Source organism: Paraburkholderia sp. GAS206C, from assembly GCF_050435645.1.
In the GTDB taxonomy this organism is placed as follows: Bacteria; Pseudomonadota; Gammaproteobacteria; order Burkholderiales; family Burkholderiaceae; genus Paraburkholderia; species Paraburkholderia phenazinium_B.
Genome location: NZ_JBNDKR010000007.1, coordinates 471,758 through 491,483, shown reverse-complemented (window position 1 = coordinate 491,483; position 19,726 = coordinate 471,758). Strand labels below are relative to the sequence as shown.

The following is a 19,726-nucleotide window of genomic DNA, read 5'->3' as shown; positions in this document are numbered from 1 at the left end:
GGACGCGCGGCGGCACGACGCTTACGGCGCGATATAACCTAGACGCGCCTTCAGCGATTGCGGACGGCCTTCGAACAACGCCGCATAGTAGACCGTATTGGACAGCACGTTCTTGACGTAGTCGCGCGTCTCGGTGAACGGAATCGTCTCCGCAAAGACGGCTCCTTCGACCGGATGCGACAGCCCTTCCCGCCACGCCTTTGGCCGGCCCGGCCCGGCGTTGTAGCCGGCGGTAGCGAGCACGGCGGATGCGTCGAACTGATTGTAGATCATCGAAAGGTAGTTGGTACCGAGCAGGATGTTCGTGTCGATATCGTTCATCTGCTCACGCGAAATCGGACCCAGACCGATCTTCTTCGCCACCAGTTGCGCGGTGCCCGGCATCAGCTGCATCAGGCCGCTGGCGCCCACTTCGGAGCGCGCATTCATGATGAAGCGCGATTCCTGACGGATCAGACCATACGCCCACTCGACATCCAGCCCGTTCGACTGGGCATCGCGCTCGACGATGTCGCGGAACGGCGACAGGTAGCGCAGCGAGAAATCGTGTTCGGTCTTGGTGCGATCCGCGGTGTTGACAGTGCGGTCATACAACTCGATGCGGCGCGCGTATTCCGCAACGGCAAGCAGTTGGCGATCGGACATGGTGCGCAGCGGCCAGTTCCATTCGCGGTTGCCTTCGAGGCGCAAATTGAGCTGATAGAAGCGTTGCGCGAGTGCCAGGCCCGGCGTATTCGCCGCCTGCTGCACTTCGGCGTCGCTCACCGCGGTCTTCGCCGGCACCGTGATCTTCTGGCCCAGTTCTTCCAGCGCGAGTTGTCCGTAGAAGTTATAGCCCGACGAGATCGTTGCGAATTCCTGGTTGGCCTGGTCTGTCTGACCCGCCTCCTTGAGCGCACGAGCGTGCCAGTACACCCACGACGGCTGGCTGCGCAGCGCAGCCGGCATCTGTTCGATCGACCAGCGCACCATCGTCCAGTCACCCGCCAGCAGCGCGCTGCGGGTGCGCCACTCGTAAGCCGGATTCGACAGCAGCGGCGCATTCGCCGACAGCCGGTACCAGTCCACCGCCGTCGACATCTGCTTGGCGGCCGCCTCGTAGGCAATCGTGCCCCAGCCGATCGCACGCTCCGGCGAACTCAGCGACGGCGCCACCGACGCGAAGGTGGCCGCGGCCATGGCCGGGTCGTTGCGCGCCATCCGCGTGATGGCCAGCAAGGCCAGCTGATGCGACTGCGGATCGGGCCCGACGCCGCGCGCCAGCAATAGCGGCGGCGCGCTCGACGCCTGATCGAACAGCGCCGGATCGGGGCGCTGGTTGCCGAGCGCATCGACCAGCTTGTTGCCGGTGTTGGGGTAGTTCTGTTCGTAAGCGAGACGAATCTGCTGCCAGACGTCGTCGGCGCTGAACTGCTGGTTCGTGGCGAGCGCCGTCACCAGGTCGACGCAGCCGTCGCCATACCACTTCGGGTCGACGAGCAGCGCGCGCGCCGCGTCCGCGACGTTCTCACCGTGCGCCGCGCGCGATTCGAGCGCGTAGCACTTGACCTGCGTGTCGTCGTTCAGCACGAAGCGCGCGTATTGCTGGTCGAAGTTGTTCCAGTCGTGGCGCGAACCGAGCACCACCAGGTAGTCGTTGCGCAGCCGGTCGGCGATCGCCTGGCCGTCGTACTTTTGCAGGAACGACAACACCTCGGCGTCCGGCACAGTGAGACTCGGATGTCCGCTCGAATCGAACAGTTGCGGCTTGAGCTGGAAGTACTCCACATAGCCCGGCGCCGGATAATCCGGAATCATCGCCGCCAGTTGCGCTGCGCGCGCAACATCGTTATTGCGCGCCGCTTCGCGCAACTGCACGAAAATCTGATCGTCGTTGGAGAGTTGCGATACCGGTACAGGCTTGACCGCGGAAGCAGTGCTGCACGCGACGAGTGCCGCCGCGGCCAGCGCAAGACCGACCGCGCGATATACTCGAAAGAGGCGTTTTGACATCGTTGTTTCTGGAGCGCGAATTGAGCCAAAGCATAGCACGCAACCCCCTGCCGGAATCGAAAAACGCGCTCCGTAAAATGTTGCTGAAAACACGGCTGGATGCGGCCCTCGAGCCTGCCGCCCAGGAGGCGTTGAGCCGCCGCATGCTCGATACATTGAAACACCATGAACCCGCGTGTGTCGGCTTTTACTGGCCGCTGCCGGGCGAGTTCGACGCGCGTGCGGCGATCGCTATCTGGCTCGCGCTCGGCGCGCATCGTCAGGCGAGCCTGCCCGTCATTACGAACCATGGCGAGGCGCTGCAATTCCGGGCCTGGGCGCCGGACACACCGATGAAAGTCGGTCATCACCGGATCCCCGAGCCCGCCACCGAGCGGGTCGTCACACCCGATCTGCTGTTCGTGCCGTGCGTCGGCTTCGACGTCGAAGGCTACCGGCTCGGCTATGGCGGCGGCTATTACGATCGCACGCTGGCGGCATGGCCCGGCGCGACGCGTCCGGTCACGGTCGGCATAGCCTGCGAAGCCTGCCGCACGGACGCGCTGCAGCACGAAGCCCACGACATCGCGCTGGACCTGATCATCACCGAAGCGGCCTGCTATCCGCAGCAGCAACCCAACCCGGCTCAGTAAAAGTCAGATTTAGCAAACCGCCTGAAGCCAGTCAAGATCGCTAGAGGCCGCCGAGTCCATCCGGCCTCACAGCGAAGCCGCCGCCCGCGCCGCCGTGTCGTAAAGGCCGGAGGCGTTGCGCATCAATTGCGCAGCCTCGCCAATCTGTTCGTTGGTCAAACCGCTCTCCCTGAGCGTGGCAATCAGGCAGCTTTCGCGCACCTCGCGGTACTTCATGCAGAGGGCACGCCCGGATTCCGTGGCGGAGAAGAACACTTCCTTGCCGGTCTTTTCGCTTTTTACATACCCTCTAGCTACCAGCTTCTTCAATGCGTAGGTGGCAACATGGGTGTCTTCGATGTTCAGCACGAAGCAGATGTCCGCGAGTTTCTTGCGCCGCTCGCGATGGCTCACGTGATGCAGCAGCGACACCTCGATGGCGGTCATATCCTTTTCTCCCGCCGCCGACATGCAACGCACCATCCAGCGGTTGAACGCGTTGCTCGCCATGATGAGCCCGTACTCCAGCTCGGACAACTCCGCGCTAGCTTCAGACACAAGGTGTTCCGAAGAGACGATTTTGGTCGGTTGACGCGACATGACGGGTGCTCTCGATACATGAAAGGAAGTGCTCGAAGTGTACGACGAGCGCCTCATCATGGGTGCCTGGCACAAACGCTTATTGATAAATTGTCGATATCTTATTGATAATGTAGCCTAGTTGTTATGGTTGATGCTCCTGGTGCCGTTATCCAGTCATAGGGCGGTGCGCTTTCACTGCTTCTACCGATTCCAATGTTGCAAGGCTTCCGCTCCAACCCGAATGAATCCGCAATGACGCAACCACGAATCTTCCAGTTCGGCGACGCCGCGCTAGTCTGCGAGGCCCACGCTCCCGCGACGCTCGATTGCCAGCAGCGCGTCTGGGCGGTGGCCGAGGCCGCACGCGGCTGGCCGCATGTGCTCGAGGTCGTGCCCGGCATGAACAACCTGACCATCATGTTCGATCCGCTGGAAGCAGACCGCGCCGCACTCACCAGGTTGCTGGAAGCGGCCTGGGACGCCCCGGGTGAGGCGCCTTCCGCCGGCCGCGAGGTCGAGATTCCAGTGCAGTACGGCGGCGAATTCGGCCCTGACCTGCAGGCGGTGGCGAATCACACAGGGCTGTCGGCGAAAGAGGTGGTCGCACGTCATACGGCCGGCGAATACGTGGTGTTTTTCCTCGGCTTCCAACCCGGCTTCGCCTATATGGGCGGTCTCGAGAAGGCGCTGCACACACCGCGCCGCTCGTCGCCGCGGGTTGAGGTGCCGGCGGGGTCGGTGGGGATTGGCGGCGAGCAGACCGGCATCTATCCGGCTACATCGCCTGGCGGCTGGCAACTGATCGGCCGCACCTCCGTGCCCCTGTTCGATCCGGCGCGCTCGCCGCCCACCTTGCTGCAACCGGGCGACCGGGTGCGCTTCACCGTGGCGGGGATCACAGCATGATCGACGTGATTCGCGCGGGTCTTCTGACCACGGTTCAGGATCTCGGACGGCATGGCTACCGGCATCTCGGCGTGGCCATGGGCGGCGCGCTCGACCGGCTCTCGCTGGAAGTGGGCAACCGCCTCGTCGGCAACCGGCCCGACGCTGCAGGCCTCGAGGTCACCTTTGGACCGACCGTGCTACGCTTTCCGCGTGCCACCCGGGTCGCGATTACCGGTACCGAGTTCGGCGCCACGCTCGACGGCAAGCCCGTCTATTCATGGTGGAGCCTGCCGGTCCAGGCCGGTCAGGAATTGACGTTGCAAGCGGCCAGGCGCGGCATGCGCGGCTACGTCTGCATCGCTGGCGGAATCGACGTGCTGCCGATGCTTGGCTCGCGCAGCACCGACCTCGCCGGTCATTTTGGCGGCCTCGGTGGCCGTGCATTGCGCGACGGCGACCGGCTGCCGGTCGGCGTGCCCTCGTCACGCGCTGGCGCGAGCTTTAGTCCGCAAGCCCCCGAATTCGGCGTCAAGGCGCCCAGCTGGTGCAAATTCGTGCTGGTCCATGAACCTTTGCGTCGCGGCCGGCATCCATCTGGTGTGGCGTGGGCAGTACCGATTCGCGTGCTGCATGGACCCGAGTACGATCAATTTCCCGCCAGCGCTCACGAGGCGTTCTGGTCGGACGAATGGCTTGTGACGCCCAACAGCAATCGCATGGGCTACCGGCTTTCCGGCACCGAACTCAAGCGCACGCACAAGACCGATCTGCTGTCGCATGCGGTGATGCCGGGGACGATCCAGGTGCCGCCGAACGGCCAGCCGATCGTGTTACTGAGCGATGCGCAGACCACCGGCGGTTATCCGAAGATCGGCGCGGTCATCCAGGCCGATCTGTGGAAGCTCGCTCAGGTGCGCCTGAACAGCGCGATCCGTTTCATCCCGACGACGCCTCAGGAGGCACGTCACGCTTTACTCGAAGAACGGGCGTATCTGCGGCAGATCGATGCCGCGATCGCAATGCATGAGGAACGCTGCGCACGCCAGCCGGCGCTGGCAGTGTCGTGAGACCAAGTAGAGGAAATTATGGAAATCGATTTGAATGCCGATCTCGGCGAGGGCTGCGGCTCCGATGAGGCGCTGCTCGACCTCGTCAGTTCGGCCAATATTGCGTGCGGTTGGCACGCGGGCGGTGCCAATGCGATGCATGACTGCGTTCGGTGGGCCGTCGCGAAAGGCGTGTCGATTGGCGCGCATCCGAGCTTCAACGATCCGGAAAACTTCGGCCGCAAGGAAATGGACTTGCCCGCCAACGAGATCTACGCGGGCGTGCTGTACCAGCTCGGCGCGCTCTCGGCGATTGCTCAGGCCGAAGGTGGGCGCATCGCGCACGTCAAGCCGCACGGCGCGCTCTACAACCAGGCCGCGCGCGACCCGAAGATCGCCGATGCGATCGTCTCGGCGGTGCACGATTTCGATCCGTCCGTGGCCGTGTTCGCGCTTGCCAATAGCGGCCTCGTGACGGCCGCCCGCGAAGCAGGCCTCGTCGCCATTGAGGAAGTGTTCGCCGACCGCGGCTATCGCGCCGACGGCTCCCTCGTTCCGCGCAAGGAGCCAGGTGCGCTGCTCGATGACGAAGAGGAAGTGCTCGAACGCACCCTCACGATGGTGCGCGAGCAACGCGTGCAGGCCGTGGATGGCCACTGGGTGCCGCTCAATGCACAGACCATCTGCCTGCACGGCGACGGTCCGCATGCGCTGGCGTTTGCGCGTCGCATCCGCAGCGCGCTCGAAAGCGCCGGCATCGAGGTTCACGCGGCCAACGCCGTACGCGCGTGAGCCCGAGCGGCTGAAGCCACAGCGACTGAAGAGTCCGTAACGCCCCGCCTCGCGCGGGGCGTTTGCCAGGTGCAGTACCCAAAGCAGTAAATGACAGCAGCAAGTCAGTGACGCCGCCAGCCAGAGCGGCGCACAGCAAGACGGCGCAGGGGATATGCACGCGCCTCCCCACGTTAGCCGCGATCAGCGGCAAGGTTAGCAACCCCGTTTGGAGATCCTGATGCAGACAGCAGTCAACTTATGGCCGCTTATTGGCGTGGCCGTGATCATTGTCGGTTTTGTGTTGCGCTTTAATCCGATGCTGATCGTGGCCGCCGCCGCTATCGTCACCGCGCTGGCCGCGCACTTTCCACCCGAGAAAATCCTTGCCGCCATCGGCACGGGCTTTATCAAGACCCGCAATATCCCCGTGATCCTGCTGCTGCCGTTGGCGGTGATCGGCCTGCTCGAACGGCACGGTCTGCGCGAACGGGCGCAAACGTGGATCGCGGGCATCCGCGCGGCCACGGCCGGACGCCTGCTGATCGTCTATCTGCTGGTGCGCGAACTGACGGCGGCCGTCGGTCTGACCGGCCTCGGCGGGCATCCGCAGATGGTGCGTCCGCTGATCGCGCCGATGACCGAGGGCGCCGCCGAAACCCGCTACGGCAAGCTCACCGACGCAGTGCGCTACCGCCTGCGTGCGTTCGCGGCCGCCACCGACAACGTCGGCCTGTTTTTCGGCGAGGACGTCTTTGTTGCGTTCGGTGCGATCGTGCTGATGACCACTTTCCTGCGTGAAGCCGGCATCGAAGTCGCGCCGATGCACGTTGCCGTATGGGGCATCCCCACCGCCATCTGCGCATTCCTGATTCACGGCTTCCGGCTGTATCTGCTCGATCGCAGCCTCGAGCGTGAACTGGGCCGCAACGCAGCGTCGAACGCCGCTGCGCAAACCCCGTCTGCGAAGGGAGACGAGGCATGACACTCACCATCAACTATCTGTTCTGGCTGGTCGGCATCGTGCTGCTGATCGTCGGCGGCATGATCCTCACCGACAAGGAACACCCGCGCCGTTTTAGCAGCGGCGGTTTCTGGATCCTGTACGCGCTGATCTTCCTGATTGGCGACCTGATTCCGCCGTCGATCGTCGGTGTGCTGGTGATCGTGATGGCGCTGGTCGCGGGGTTCGGTGGCGTGACGGCGGCCAAGCCCAAGGTGCTGTCGCCCGAAGCCCGTCAGGCCAGTGCAGCGCGCCTCGGCAACAAGCTGTTCATTCCCGCGCTGACGATTCCGGTCGTCACCGTCGTGATCACGCTGGCGGCGAGCTATCTGATCTTCGGCGGCAAGCCCCTGATCGACCCGAAGAACGTCACGCTGATCGGCTTCGGTATTGGCTGCGTGATCGCCCTTGCAGTTGCATGCGTGATGACGCGCGATACGGTCGGCCAGTCGATGAAGGAAGCACGCCGCCTCGTCGATGCGCTCTCGTGGGCCGCGGTCCTGCCGCAGATGCTGGGCATGCTCGGCCTCGTGTTCTCCGACGCGGGCGTCGGCAAGGCCGTCGCGCATGTGACGACGGCCTATATCAACCTCGACTACCGCTTCGTCGCGGTGGCCGTGTACTGCATCGGCATGGCGGTGTTCACGATGGTGATGGGCAACGGCTTCGCCGCTTTCCCGGTGATGACCGGCGGAGTGGGCGTGCCGATTCTGGTCGGCGTGTTCCACGGCAATCCGGCGGTAATGGTTGCAATCGGCATGTTCTCGGGCTACTGCGGCACACTGATGACGCCGATGGCCGCGAACTTCAACATGGTGCCGGTCGCGTTGCTCGAACTGCCGGACAAGAACGCGGTGATCAAGGTGCAGGTGCCCACGGCATTGTCGCTGCTGGTGGTGAATATCCTGTTGCTGAACTACCTGATGTTTCTGTAGGACTCGCCGCGCCCGCAGCGAGGCGAGGTGACTCCGCAAGCGACCTGGCGCGGCAATTTTGCGACAGCAAGACGCCGCGCCAACCTATGCCGCAACGCCTTGTCGCGGCAAATTAGGATGCGTCTGATCGAATCGGAAAAGCTTGAGACATAAGCTGGTCGATGTTCTCTCATCAACCAGCCGGCGCGCGCAACATGCGGGCGCCGGCGCTCTCAAGCAGGTTCTCATGGAACAGCATCTCCATCTGGGTGACGCGCGCCCCGAAGCGGCTGCACCGACCTACATCGACGCTCTGCTCGCCGCCGCGCTCGATGCCCATCAGGCGGGTCGTCTCGATCAGGCCGCACCTTTGTATCAGGAAGCGCTGACAATCAACCCGGTTCACGCCAACGCGCTGCATTACTTCGGCGTCCTGCATCATCAACGGCGCGATCACGCAGCGGCGGCCGCACTGCTGGATCATGCGCTCGAAATCGAACCTGCTAATGCGGCGTGCTGGAGCAACCGCGGTCTCATCGCCGCTGCGCTCGGTCGCTACGACGAGGCACAACGATGCTACTGGCAGGCGCTGCAACTGCAGCCTGACTTCGCCGACGCACGCAATAACCTCGGCGTTACGCTGCAGGCGCAACGCGAGCATGAAGCCGCGGTGCGTCAGTATCGCGAGGCCGTGGCGCTCAATCCGTCGCTCGTAGACGCTCGCCTGAATCTTGGCACCGCGCTCGCCAGACTCGAGCACTATGACGAAGCGCTCGCGTGCTACGAACAGGCCCTCGCGCTCGATCCGTATTCCGCCGACGCTCATTTCAATGCTGGCAACGCGCTGACCGCAAAGGGCAACAGCGCGGCAGCTATTGCGCGCTTTCGACGTGCGATCGAACTGCGACCCGCCTTTGCGCAGGCGCACGTGAATCTGGGCAGTGCGACCGGCAAGCTGGGAAACTACGCCGAGGCTGAGCAGCAGTACCGCCACGCGGTTGCTCTGCAGCCGAACCCGACCAATCTGGTGTGCCTCGGCGGATCGCTCGGTGCGCAAGGACGCCTCGACGAAGAGGAAGTGTTTTATCGCCACGCGCTCGCAATCGATCCCGGCTACGTCGACGCTCATCAGAATCTCGCATGGCTGCTGCTCAAGCGCGGCGACTACAAGCAAGGCTGGGTGGAATTCGCGAAACGTTGGCGCCCGCAAGATTACGCGGCGATCGCAGTGGACGGCGTGCCGGAATGGCAAGGTGAAGCGCTCGATGGCCGTAGCGTGCTGCTGGTCGGCGACCAGGGCTTCGGCGATCAACTGCAGTTTTTGCGTTTCGCGCGCGTGCTTGAAGAGCTTGGCGCCACAGTCGATGTTTGCGTGCGCGAACCGCTAGTGCCGCTTGCGGAGCGCGTGCCGGGAGTCCATCGCGCGTGGAGCGGCAGAGCCGACGGACGTTACGACTTCTGGGCGCCGCTGATGAGCGTGCCATCATGCGTTGGCACCGAGATCGCGACGATTCCCGCTGACGTGCCGTATGTTTTCGCTGAGCAGACGAAGATCGAAGCGTGGCGTGAGCGCGTAGAAGCTGTGGCTGGCTCGCGTCGCAAGATCGGGCTGGTGTGGGCTGGCAGTCCGACCTTCGGCAATGATCGCTATCGGTCGATGCGCCTCGAAGATTTCGCGCCACTCGGTGAACTGAAGGACATCGCCTGGTTCTCGTTGCAGAAGGGACCGGCTGAAGCGCAACTCGTCGACGCGCCGGAAACACTCCGGCCGCACAACTTCGCCGCTGACCTGCGCGATTTCACCGAAACCGCCGCGCTGATCATGAACCTGGATCAAGTGATCGCAGTCGATACCGGCGTCGCGCATCTGACGGGCGCATTGGGCAAACCGGTGTGGGTAATGCTGCCAGCGAACTCGGACTGGCGCTGGCTGGAAAATCGCAGCGACTCACCGTGGTATCCGGGCGCGCGGTTGTTCAGGCAAGCAGTGCTGGGGGACTGGACGCCGGTGGTGGCAAGCGTGGTTGAAGCGCTGCGATAAACCAGACAAACGATCGCGTCACGTTCGCCTCCTCACCCCGCCTCCACCACAAACCCGTGCTGCCGCAACAACTGCAGCACGCCCTTCGGGCCGCCCAGATGCAACGCCCCGATCGCCACGAACACCGGCTTGTTCGGTCCGGCAATCAACAACATCCTCGCAACGAAACGCCGGTTCCGTTCGTACACAATCCTGTTGTCAATCGAATCGGACACGCGCTTGTCACGCGCCAGCACTTCCGACTTGGCCGCCTGCCACGCGGCAATCGCGTCCGCATCGCCCACCTGCCAGAGCCTGTGTAACGTTTGCACATCGGCGAGATTTTCGGCCGGCGTCTGCACCAGGTCCTGCGCCAGCATCTCGCGCTGCTGCGCGGACGACAAACTGGTGAACGAGCGCATCTGTTCCCCAAGCGTCTCCAGTCCGACAATCTTGCCGCGCGTGCGCAGATAAACATTCTGCAACTGCGCCTCGGTACCGTATTCGGTCTGCAGCCCCGCACTCAGGGAATCGTAGGTTTCGACCAGCAGCGAAGCGAGCCACGGCCGCATTCTCTTGATCTCATCGAGCGCCGCCGGGTTGCCGCGCAAGCGGACTTCGAGCTTGTGCCAGAGCGATTCCGGCAAATACTTCGGCAGGCACGCGCTGCGGCACACACCGTACTTCGACACGTCATCCTGCGACACCAGCAGATCGTCCGGCGACAACTCCAGCGCCAGCGTCGGGGAAGCGGCCAGCGCAGCCAGAATCTGCGGCCGGAACGGCTTGCCCGGCGGATAGTCGGCCGGGTCGCCGACGTGCAGCGTTCCGAGCAGATAGATCGTAGTGGAGCCGCGCGTGGCGACGTAGAACGGCATGCGCGCCGGTTGCGCGCGGACCGCGCCGCCGGTCGTCGTACTGGATGCTGGCGGCGGATTAAAACCGGGCAGTGTCGCCCGCGGCTGCCCGGGCGAAGCAGGGGCTGCGGGGACCGGCAGGTTCGGCCGTCCGTTTTGCGCCGGGGAAGTCGCAGCCGCGCCCGCAGCAGATGCCGTGGCGGCCGGCCAAGCAGAAACGAGTGAGACGCCAGCAAGCGTGGCACAACCCAGCAGCCACGCTCGCCAACGCCGCGCGAAAACGGCGTCACAGCCGCCTTCACGCAGACGGCGCGCAGGACGACGCGCCGCCAACGTTTCAGGCATCCACGTCCCCCACCTCCTCAGCCCGGTGACACGACACCTGACGCCCATCCACTTCGCGCAGCTTCGGTTCTTCACTGCGGCAACGCTCGATCGCATACGGACAGCGTTGATGGAACGTGCAACCCGAGGGCGGATTGAGCGGCGACGGCATCTCACCTTGCAGCTTGATCTTGATCGTGCGATCCGCCTCGAAGATCGACGGCGTCGCCGACATCAGCGCCCGCGTGTACGGATGACGCGGATTCGTAAAGACGCGTTTCTTGTCGCCCAGTTCGACCACACCGCCGAAGTACATCACCATCACATCGTCGGCGATATGCTCCACCACCGACAGGTTGTGCGAGATAAACACATAGCTGGTCTTGAACTGCTCCTGCAGATCCATGAACAGATTGAGAATCTGCGCCTGGATCGAGACATCAAGCGCGGACACCGGTTCATCGGCCACGACGATCTGCGGATCGAGAATCATCGCGCGCGCAATCGCCACGCGCTGACGCTGGCCACCCGAGAACATATGCGGATAGCGTTTGGCGTGCTCCGGCCGCAGGCCCACCGTGCGCATCATCTGTGCAATACGCTCGGCGCGATCGCTCGCGCTCAACTGCGTATTGATGGCGAGCGGCTCGCCGAGCGTCTGCTCGACGGTCTTGCGCGGATTCAACGACGCAAACGGGTTCTGGAACACCATCTGCACGCGCCGGCGCAATGCCGCGACCTTCGCGTGATCGGCGCCAGCAACGTCTTCACCGTCGATCATCAGTCGGCCGGCGGTCGGTCCTTCGATCATCGTGAGCTGGCGCGCGAGCGTCGACTTGCCGCAACCGGACTCACCGACTACCGCCAGCGTCTTGCCGCGGTCGAGCGAAAACGACACGCCGTTCAACGCCTTCACCGTGCCGCGGCCGAACATGCCGCGCTTCACCGAGTAATGCCGCGCCAGCTGATCGGCAACCAGCACGTGATCGCCCGTCTGACCCGTCGGGCGGCGCGTTTCGGGTACTGCATTCATCGTGCGCCTCCGTGAGTGTGGATGTTGGCATCGCCGGTGAGGTTCAACGGCTTGATACAGCGTACCCTGGTTACCTCTGTATGACCTTGCAACGGTCCAAGCGCCGGGCGCGCCTTGGTGCAATCGTCCACCACATACTTGCAGCGTGGCGCGAACAGACACCCCTTGGGCCGGTCGTCGCGGCCCGGCACCATCCCCGGCAACGCGGCCAGCCGCACCGCGCCGACATTGTGCTCGGGAATCGCCGCCAGCAGCGCTTCTGTGTACGGATGATGAGGCGCGGCGAAAATATCGGGCACCTTGTTGGTCTCGATCACCTCGCCCGCGTACATCACCGCCACGCGCTGCGCGACTTCGGAGACCACGGCAAGATCGTGCGAAATGAGTACGAGCGCCATGCCGCGTTCCTTCTGCAGCTTCACCAGCAGTTCCATGATCTGCGCCTGGATCGTCACGTCGAGCGCGGTGGTCGGCTCGTCGGCGATCAGCAGCTTCGGATTGCAGGCGACCGCCATGGCGATCATCACACGCTGATTCATCCCGCCCGACATCTGATGCGGAAACGAAGTGATGCGGTTTTTCGCATCGGGGATGCCAACCTGGTCGAGCAGTTCGATCGTCCGCTGATGCAACGCGGCGCCGCGCAAGCCTTCATGCAGCTTCAGCACTTCCTTGATCTGATAGCCGACGGTGTAGCTCGGATTCAGACTGGTGAGCGCATCCTGGAACACCATCGCGATGTCTTTGCCGATGATCTTGCGGCGCTCCTTCGGCGAGGCATTCAGCAGATCCTTGCCGTCGAAGCGGATCTCGTCGGCACTGACCTTGCCCGGTGCGTCGATCAGGCCCATCAGCGCCATCATCGTCACGCTCTTGCCCGAGCCAGATTCGCCCACTACGCCGACGACTTCGCCCGGCGCCACGTCCAGGTCAATCCGGTCGACAGCCGGGAGGCCGTTGAAGTTCACCGCGAGATTTCGGATGGTCAATAAGTTACTCATTTAGGCCATCCGTTTCAGTTTGGGGTCGAGCGCATCGCGCAGGCCGTCGCCGAGCAGATTGATCGCCAGCACCGAGATCACGATCGACAAGCCAGGCAAGGTCACGATCCACCAGGCGTTATCGATGTAATCACGCGCCGACGCCAGCATCGCCCCCCACTCCGCCGCCGGCGGTTGCACGCCGAGGCCGAGAAAGCCGAGCGCGGCGGCATCGAGAATCGCCGACGAAAAGCCGAGTGTAGCTTGCACGATCAGCGGCGCAGTGCAGTTCGGGAGCACTTGCGAGAACATCAACCGGAAGGTGCCGGCGCCCGCCACGCGCGAAGCCGTCACGTACTCCTTCTGCAACTCGCCGAGCGTAGACGCCCGCGTCAGACGCACATAACCCGGCAACGCGACGATCGCGATAGCGAACATCGTATTGAGGAGCCCCGGACCGATGATCGCCACCACCGCCACCGCAAGCAGCAGTGACGGCAGCGCAAGCAGCACGTCCATGATGCGCATGATCGGCGTATCGGCCCATTTCTCGAAAAACGCGGCGATCAACCCGAGCACGATGCCTGGGATCAGCGCCAGCACGACCGAGACGAAGCCGATCCAGAACGACAGGCGCGCACCGTACATCAGGCGGGACAGGATGTCCCGGCCCGCTTCGTCGGTACCGAGAATGAACTTCCAGTTGCCGCCGTCGAGCCAGGCGGGAGGGATTTTCACGTAGTCGCGGTACTGCTCGATCGGGCTGTGCGGGGCGATCAACGGAGCGAAGATCGCCACGAAGATCAGCAACAGCACCACGACACCGGCCGATACCGCGCCGCGGTTGCGCGAAAAGTTTGCCCAGAACTCACGGGCGGCCAGCGCCCGGCCGCTTGGCGGGGTCACTGACTGGGGGACTGTGTTTTGAATATCTGCCACGGTTTTACCTCGTATGGCGAATGCGCGGATTCAACACGCCGTACAACAGATCGACGATCAGATTCACGACGATCACGAGTGTGGCAATCAGGAGGATACCGCCCTGCACGACGGGATAGTCGCGCCGGCTGATTGCGTCGATCAGCCATTTGCCGATACCCGGCCAGGAGAACAGCGTCTCGGTCAGCACCGCGCCGGCTAGCAGCGTGCCCACCTGCAGGCCGATCACGGTCACCACCGGAATCAACGCATTACGCAGCGCATGCACGACGATCACGCGTCCCGGCGGCAAGCCCTTGGCGCGAGCGGTGCGGATATAGTCCTCGCGCAGCACTTCGAGCATCGACGAGCGCGTCATGCGCGCAACGACCGCCAAAGGAATCGTGCCGAGCACAATGGCCGGCAAAATCAGATGGCTCAACGCCGACTTGAACGAACCTTCATCGGTACCTGGCAGCAGTGAATCGATCAACATGAAGCCCGTCACGTGCGGAATGTCGAACTCCACCGCGATGCGGCCCGACACCGGCGTCCAGCCGAGCTTCACCGAAAACAGCATGATGAGAATCAAACCCCACCAGAAGATCGGCATCGAATAGCCGGTCAACGCGGTACCCATCACACCGTGATCGACGGCCGTACCGCGCTTCAGCGCAGCAAACACACCCGCCGGCAGGCCGACGATCAGCGCGAACAGCATGGCGCAGATCGACAGTTCAACGGTGGCGGGAAAGCGCGCGAGGAACTCGTCCATCACGCTGGTGTTGGTGATGATCGACATTCCCAGATCGCCGTGCAGCGCGCGCCCAAGATAGTGGATGTATTGCAGCGGCAACGGTTCGTCGAGCCCCAGCCGATGCATGGCGGCCGCGTGCATGGCCGGGTCGACACCGCGTTCGCCCATCATCACTTCGATGGGATCGCCGGGTATCAGGTGAATGAGCGCAAACGCAAGGATCGTGATGCCGATGAAAGTCGGAATCACCATGCCAATGCGGCGCAAAACGAAGCGGAACATGGTTCGTCCCTATGGTCTTGATGAACGGAAAAACACAACCGGCGACGAGGGCTTGTCACCCCGGTCGCCGGAACATTTCGACCAGTTTTCTAACCAGGCGAAAAGCGGACTGCGTCAGTTTTACAGCAAGCCCTGCGATTTACCTTACGGTTCGTCGCACGGCTCACCTAATGGCTCACGTTATAGCGCACCTTACGTCAAGACTCATTGCACGCCAACACCGTCGAAGCGCACGTAACCGAGCGGCTCGATGCGCATGTCGATCACCTTCTTGCTGACCGGCTGGTACACCGTCGAGTGCGCGATCGGCGAGAACGGCAGTTGCTGCGCGAAAATCTGCTGTGCCTGCGTGTAGATCTTCGTGCGTTCGCCCTGATCGATCGTCGTGCGGCCCTTCTGGACCAGATCGTCGAACGGCTTGTAGCACCACTTGCCGAAGTTGTTGCCGTTAATCGCTTCGCAACCGAGCAACGTGCCGAGCCAGTTGTCCGGATCGCCGTTGTCGCCGGTCCAGCCAATCAGCATCGTGTCGTCCTCACCCGCGTGAGCGCGCTTGATGTACTCGCCCCATTCGTACGTGACGATCTTCGCCCGCACGCCGATCTTGGCCCAGTCCGCCTGGATCATTTCCGACATCAGACGCGCGTTCGGGTTGTACGGACGCTGCACCGGCATCGCCCACAGCGTGATGTCGAAACCGCTCGCGAGACCCGCCTTGGCGAGCAGCGCCTTGGCCTTCTCCGGGTCATACGACTGGCTCGGCAGGTTCTTGTCGTACGACCATTGGGTCGGCGGCATCGGATTCGTGGCCGACTGGCCGGCGCCCTGGTAGACGGAATCGATGATCGCCTTCTTGTTGATCGCCATGTCGAGCGCCTCGCGCACTTCGACCTTGTCGAGCGGCTTGTGCTGAACGTTGTACGACAGGTAACCGAGATTGAAGCCCGGCTGCGACGGCATCGCGAGAGTGGCTTCCGTCTTCAGCGGCGCGATATCCGCCGGACGCGGATAGCTCATCACCTGGCATTCGTCACGCTTCAGTTTCTGCACGCGCACGCCGGCATCCGGCGTGATTGCGAAGATCAGCTTCGAAATCTTCACCTCGTTCGGCTTCCAGTAATCAGGATTGCCGTCGAAGCGGATCGTCGCGTCCTTCGTATAGCTGCGGAAAATGAACGGGCCTGTGCCAACCGGCTTCTGGTTGAGATCAGGGGCCTTGCCGGCCTTGAACAGCGAATCCGCGTACTCAGCCGACTGGATCGATGCGAACTCCATTGCCATGTTCTGGATGAACGGGGCATTCACTTCCTTCAGCGTGAAACGTACGGTGTACGGATCGACCTTTTCGACCTTCGCGATCAGCTTGTCGAGGCCCATGTCCGTGAAGTACGGAAACTGTGCCGGATACGCCTTGTTGAACGGCATGGTCGGATCGAGCATGCGCGTGAACGTGAAGACGACGTCGTCCGCATTGAACTCGCGGCCCGGTTTGAAGTAAGTGGTGGTCTGGAACTTGACGCCGTGGCGCAGATGGAAGGTGTAGGTCTTGCCGTCGGGCGAGACATCCCAGCTTTCGGCGAGGCCCGGCTCGACCTTGGTGCCGCCGCGCTCGAACTCGACGAGGCGGTTGTAGACGGTGAACGTGTTGGCCGTGAAGTCAGTGCCCGTGGTGTATTGGGCTGGGTCAAAACCCGCAGGGCTGCCTTCTGAGCAGTAGACCAGGGTTTTATTCGGGATCTCGGCACGCGCGACATTGGCGCCCACCATCGATACCGCTGCAGCGGCGACGAGCGTGGTAATCCGCGCGGCGCGCAACAGGTTGTTTTGCTTCATGTTTCCTCCAGGTTCGGGGCTGGCTTACACCAGCGTAGCGCGATCTTACTTGAGCATGCCGTGCGTCAACAAGCGGAGGAAATTCCTTGTGCCCAGAAGCGGAAACACTTGTTAAGTAAAGATTGAGGCCCGTCAAATTCCTGGTCGACGGGCCTCGCGACGCCTCAAGCCGCGCCAAAGGGAAGCAAAAGCGTCTGTCTCCCCCTATTTCAGGCCGACTCCGAGGAATTGGGTCGGGCCGAACGGGTCGATCTTGAAGCCTGTCACGTCTTTCGAGATAGGTTGATAGACTGTGGAGTGGGCAATCGGCGTGAACGGCACCTGGTCCTTGAAGATGACCTGCGCCTCCATGTAGTCCTTGGTGCGCTGCGAGAGATCCGTCGTGCTACGGGCCGCGGTAATCAGGTCATCGAACGGTTTGTAGCACCACTTCGAGAAGTTGCTGCCCTTCACCGAGTCGCAACCCAGCAGGACGCCGAGCCAGTTATCCGGGTCGCCGTAGTCGCCGGTCCAGCCGATCAGGATTGCCTGGTGCTCACCAGCGTGAGCGCGACGGATGTATTCACCCCACTCGAAGGTGACGATATTCACCTTTACGCCGATCTTCGCCCAGTCGGACTGCAGCATTTCCGCCATCAGGCGCGCGTTGGGGTTGTAGGGGCGTTGCACTGGCATCGCCCACAACGTCAGGTCGAAGCCGTCTGGGTAGCCGGCCTGCTTGAGCAATGCCTTGGCTTTGTCGACGTCATACGGGGCGTCCTTGAGGCTCTTGTTGTAGCCCCACTGGGTGGGCGGCATCGGATTGGTCGCAATCTGGCCGGCGCCCTGGTACACCGAATCGATGATCGCCTTCTTGTTGATCGACATATCCAGCGCGCGGCGCACCTGCACGTCGTCGAGCGGCTTTTTGGTCGTGTTATAGCCAAGAATGCCGAGATTGAAGCCCACTTCGCTCGGCATCGCCAGCGAGGAGTCGGCCTTGACTGCCGGGATGTCCGCCGGACGCGGATAGGCCATCACCTGGCATTCGCCGCGCTTCAGCTTCTGCAGCCGCACCGCCGGGTCGACGGTGATCGCGAAGATCAGTTTGCTCACCTTCACGATACCGGGCTTCCAGTAGTCCGGATTGCCGTCGAAGCGAATGGTGTCGTCCTTGGTATAGCTGCGGAAGATGAATGGCCCGGTACCCACTGGAAACAGATTGATATCGGAGGCCTTGCCCGCCTTCAGCAGCTGATCGGTATATTCCGCCGACAAAATCGACGCGAACGGCATCGCAATCTGCTGCAGGAACGGCGCGTCCACCGTTTTAAGCGTGAAGCGTACCGTGTACGGGTCGAGCGCCTCGATCTTTTCGACGTTCTTGGCAAGCCCCAGATCGCTGAAGTACGGGAACGGCACCGGGTATGCCTTATGAAACGGCTGGTCCGGATCCAGCATGCGCTGGAAGGTAAACACGACATCGTCCGCGTTGAATTCGCGGGTCGGCTTGAAGAACGAGGTGGTCTGGAACTTCACCCCATGGCGCAGGTGAAACGTGTATTGCAGACCGTCAGCGGAAACGTCCCACTTCTCGGCGAGGCCCGGCTCGATGTCGGTGCCGCCCTGAACGAACTCGACCAGCCGGTTATAGACCGTGTAGGAGCCGGCTGTGAATTCGACGCTGGTGGTGTACTGAGCGGTATCGAAGCCCGCGGGGCTGCCCTCCGAGCAGAACACGAGGGTTTTATCGGGCAAGGAGGCAGCGGGGGCGGTGAGCGGTGTGAAGCATGCCGTGGCAACGGCCAGGGTTGTCAGGGCGGGCAGGCAATACTGGCGAACTGCGAACAGCATGGATGACACTGTCATGACGTTCTCCGGACTGCAACCGGCTTGGCTGCGCCTCGATCATAGACAGCACAATATTCGGGTTCAATCCTGGGTTCTACCCGCGAGCGTGGGCGTTTGGCACGTGTCTGCGGCAACGCACCAAATGTGGCGGGAACGGACAGGTGAAGAGGGGGACTGGCGGGAACAGGCGGGAATTGAACCGCGCAGCCAGCTGGCCGCGCGGTGTGAAGCTTGGGCAGTACTAAGCGCCCAGGCGGTCGCAGATGGCCTTGGTGGCCGCTGCGTTGTTGAGCGTGTAGAAATGCAGCCCCGGCACGCGCGCGTCGATCAGACGCTGACACAGGTCCGTGACCACATCGAGCCCGAACGCGCGAATCGCTTCGCGGTCGTCGCCGTAGCTCTCCAGCCGGCGCGCCACCCAGCGCGGCACTTCCGCTCCGCACATCTCGGAGAAGCGCATCAGCTGCGAAAAGTTCGTGATCGGCATGATGCCGGGCACGATCGGCACGTCGACGCCGAGCTTGCGCGCATCGTCCACAAAGCGGAAATACGCATCCGCGTTGAAGAAGTACTGCGTGATCGCCGAATTGGCGCCGGCCTTCACCTTGCGAGCGAAGTTTTCCAGATCGTGACGCGGCGAGCGCGCCTGCGGGTGGTACTCCGGATAACCGGCCACCTCGATCCAGAACCAGTCGCCGAACTCGGCGCGAATGAAGCTCACCAGTTCCGACGCATAGCGAAACTCGCCGACCTCGCCCATACCGGACGGCAGGTCGCCGCGCAGCGCGACGATATGGCGAATGCCATGCGAACGGTACTCGGTGAGGATCGCGCGCAGGCTCTCTTTCGACGAGCCGATACACGACAGATGCGGCGCCGCTGCCAGCCCTTCCTTCGCCATATCGACGACGGTATCGAGCGTGCCGCGCTGTGTCGAGCCGCCGGCGCCGAAGGTGACCGAGACGAACTTCGGCTTGAGCGGCGCGAGCTGCGCGCGCGTGGCACGCAGCTTCTCGACACCGTCCGGCGTCTTCGGCGGGAAGAATTCGAATGAAAGTTCGAGCGGATTCATGACTCAGTCGCCG

The 19,726-nt window shown here is 62.9% G+C and carries 17 protein-coding genes; 7 read left to right on the top strand and 10 right to left on the bottom strand.

Features of this window, described 5'->3' with window-relative positions; genetic code table 11:
- Positions 1–21: 21 nt before the first annotated feature.
- Positions 22–1,992 carry a lytic transglycosylase domain-containing protein gene (locus tag P3T20_RS21930; protein WP_074262807.1) on the bottom strand — a complete coding sequence of 657 codons (1,971 nt, stop codon included), beginning with the start codon at positions 1,990–1,992 and terminating at the stop codon, positions 22–24.
- Positions 1,993–2,000: 8 nt separating this feature from the next.
- Here P3T20_RS21930 and P3T20_RS21925 point away from each other — a divergent pair, with 8 nt between their 5' ends.
- Positions 2,001–2,624 carry a 5-formyltetrahydrofolate cyclo-ligase gene (locus tag P3T20_RS21925; protein ID WP_429287823.1) on the top strand — a complete coding sequence of 208 codons (624 nt, stop codon included), beginning with the start codon at positions 2,001–2,003 and terminating at the stop codon, positions 2,622–2,624.
- A gap of 66 nt (positions 2,625–2,690) precedes the next feature.
- On the opposite strand, the gene P3T20_RS21920 is transcribed toward P3T20_RS21925, so the two are convergent.
- Complete coding sequence (locus tag P3T20_RS21920; protein WP_074262808.1) at positions 2,691–3,203, bottom strand: winged helix DNA-binding protein; 513 nt, start codon at positions 3,201–3,203, stop codon at positions 2,691–2,693.
- Between the two features lie 234 nt (positions 3,204–3,437).
- Between P3T20_RS21920 and pxpB the strand changes: the two genes are divergently transcribed.
- From pxpB to P3T20_RS21890, 6 genes are all read left to right on the top strand, one after another.
- Positions 3,438–4,091 (top strand): 5-oxoprolinase subunit PxpB, encoded by a 654-nt coding sequence (pxpB, locus tag P3T20_RS21915; RefSeq protein WP_074262809.1) that lies wholly within the window; start codon positions 3,438–3,440, stop codon positions 4,089–4,091.
- On the top strand, positions 4,088–5,140 hold the full coding sequence (locus P3T20_RS21910) for a biotin-dependent carboxyltransferase family protein (RefSeq protein WP_429287785.1): 1,053 nt from the start codon (positions 4,088–4,090) through the stop codon (positions 5,138–5,140). Before pxpB ends, P3T20_RS21910 begins: the two co-directional genes overlap by 4 nt.
- A gap of 18 nt (positions 5,141–5,158) precedes the next feature.
- On the top strand, positions 5,159–5,911 hold the full coding sequence (gene pxpA, locus P3T20_RS21905) for a 5-oxoprolinase subunit PxpA (protein ID WP_074262811.1): 753 nt from the start codon (positions 5,159–5,161) through the stop codon (positions 5,909–5,911).
- 220 nt (positions 5,912–6,131) lie between these two features.
- On the top strand, positions 6,132–6,875 hold the full coding sequence (locus P3T20_RS21900; protein ID WP_074262812.1) for a DUF969 domain-containing protein: 744 nt from the start codon (positions 6,132–6,134) through the stop codon (positions 6,873–6,875).
- Positions 6,872–7,828, top strand: a complete 957-nt coding sequence (locus P3T20_RS21895) for a DUF979 domain-containing protein (protein ID WP_429287784.1) — start codon at positions 6,872–6,874, stop codon at positions 7,826–7,828. Before P3T20_RS21900 ends, P3T20_RS21895 begins: the two co-directional genes overlap by 4 nt.
- Before the next feature lie 226 nt (positions 7,829–8,054).
- Positions 8,055–9,848, top strand: a complete 1,794-nt coding sequence (locus tag P3T20_RS21890; protein ID WP_429287783.1) for a tetratricopeptide repeat protein — start codon at positions 8,055–8,057, stop codon at positions 9,846–9,848.
- A 32-nt stretch (positions 9,849–9,880) separates the two neighbouring features.
- Here the strand turns inward: P3T20_RS21890 and P3T20_RS21885 are convergent, their stop codons facing one another.
- The 8 genes from P3T20_RS21885 to metF form a co-directional block, all read right to left on the bottom strand.
- Positions 9,881–11,029 carry a TraB/GumN family protein gene (locus P3T20_RS21885; protein ID WP_429287782.1) on the bottom strand — a complete coding sequence of 383 codons (1,149 nt, stop codon included), beginning with the start codon at positions 11,027–11,029 and terminating at the stop codon, positions 9,881–9,883.
- Positions 11,022–12,041, bottom strand: a complete 1,020-nt coding sequence (locus P3T20_RS21880) for a peptide ABC transporter ATP-binding protein (RefSeq protein ID WP_429287781.1) — start codon at positions 12,039–12,041, stop codon at positions 11,022–11,024. The genes P3T20_RS21885 and P3T20_RS21880 overlap by 8 nt, the downstream gene beginning before the upstream one ends.
- Positions 12,038–13,042, bottom strand: coding sequence for an ABC transporter ATP-binding protein (locus P3T20_RS21875; RefSeq protein WP_074262817.1), 1,005 nt, complete (start codon positions 13,040–13,042; stop codon positions 12,038–12,040). Before P3T20_RS21875 ends, P3T20_RS21880 begins: the two co-directional genes overlap by 4 nt.
- On the bottom strand, positions 13,043–13,960 hold the full coding sequence (locus P3T20_RS21870) for an ABC transporter permease subunit (protein ID WP_429287780.1): 918 nt from the start codon (positions 13,958–13,960) through the stop codon (positions 13,043–13,045).
- 4 nt (positions 13,961–13,964) lie between these two features.
- Complete coding sequence (locus tag P3T20_RS21865; RefSeq protein ID WP_074262819.1) at positions 13,965–14,978, bottom strand: ABC transporter permease subunit; 1,014 nt, start codon at positions 14,976–14,978, stop codon at positions 13,965–13,967.
- A 204-nt stretch (positions 14,979–15,182) separates the two neighbouring features.
- Positions 15,183–16,811 (bottom strand): ABC transporter substrate-binding protein, encoded by a 1,629-nt coding sequence (locus tag P3T20_RS21860; protein ID WP_429287779.1) that lies wholly within the window; start codon positions 16,809–16,811, stop codon positions 15,183–15,185.
- Between the two features lie 204 nt (positions 16,812–17,015).
- Positions 17,016–18,659, bottom strand: coding sequence for an ABC transporter substrate-binding protein (locus P3T20_RS21855; RefSeq protein WP_429287778.1), 1,644 nt, complete (start codon positions 18,657–18,659; stop codon positions 17,016–17,018).
- 223 nt (positions 18,660–18,882) lie between these two features.
- Complete coding sequence (gene metF, locus P3T20_RS21850) at positions 18,883–19,713, bottom strand: methylenetetrahydrofolate reductase [NAD(P)H] (RefSeq protein ID WP_074262822.1); 831 nt, start codon at positions 19,711–19,713, stop codon at positions 18,883–18,885.
- Positions 19,714–19,726 lie beyond the last annotated feature (13 nt).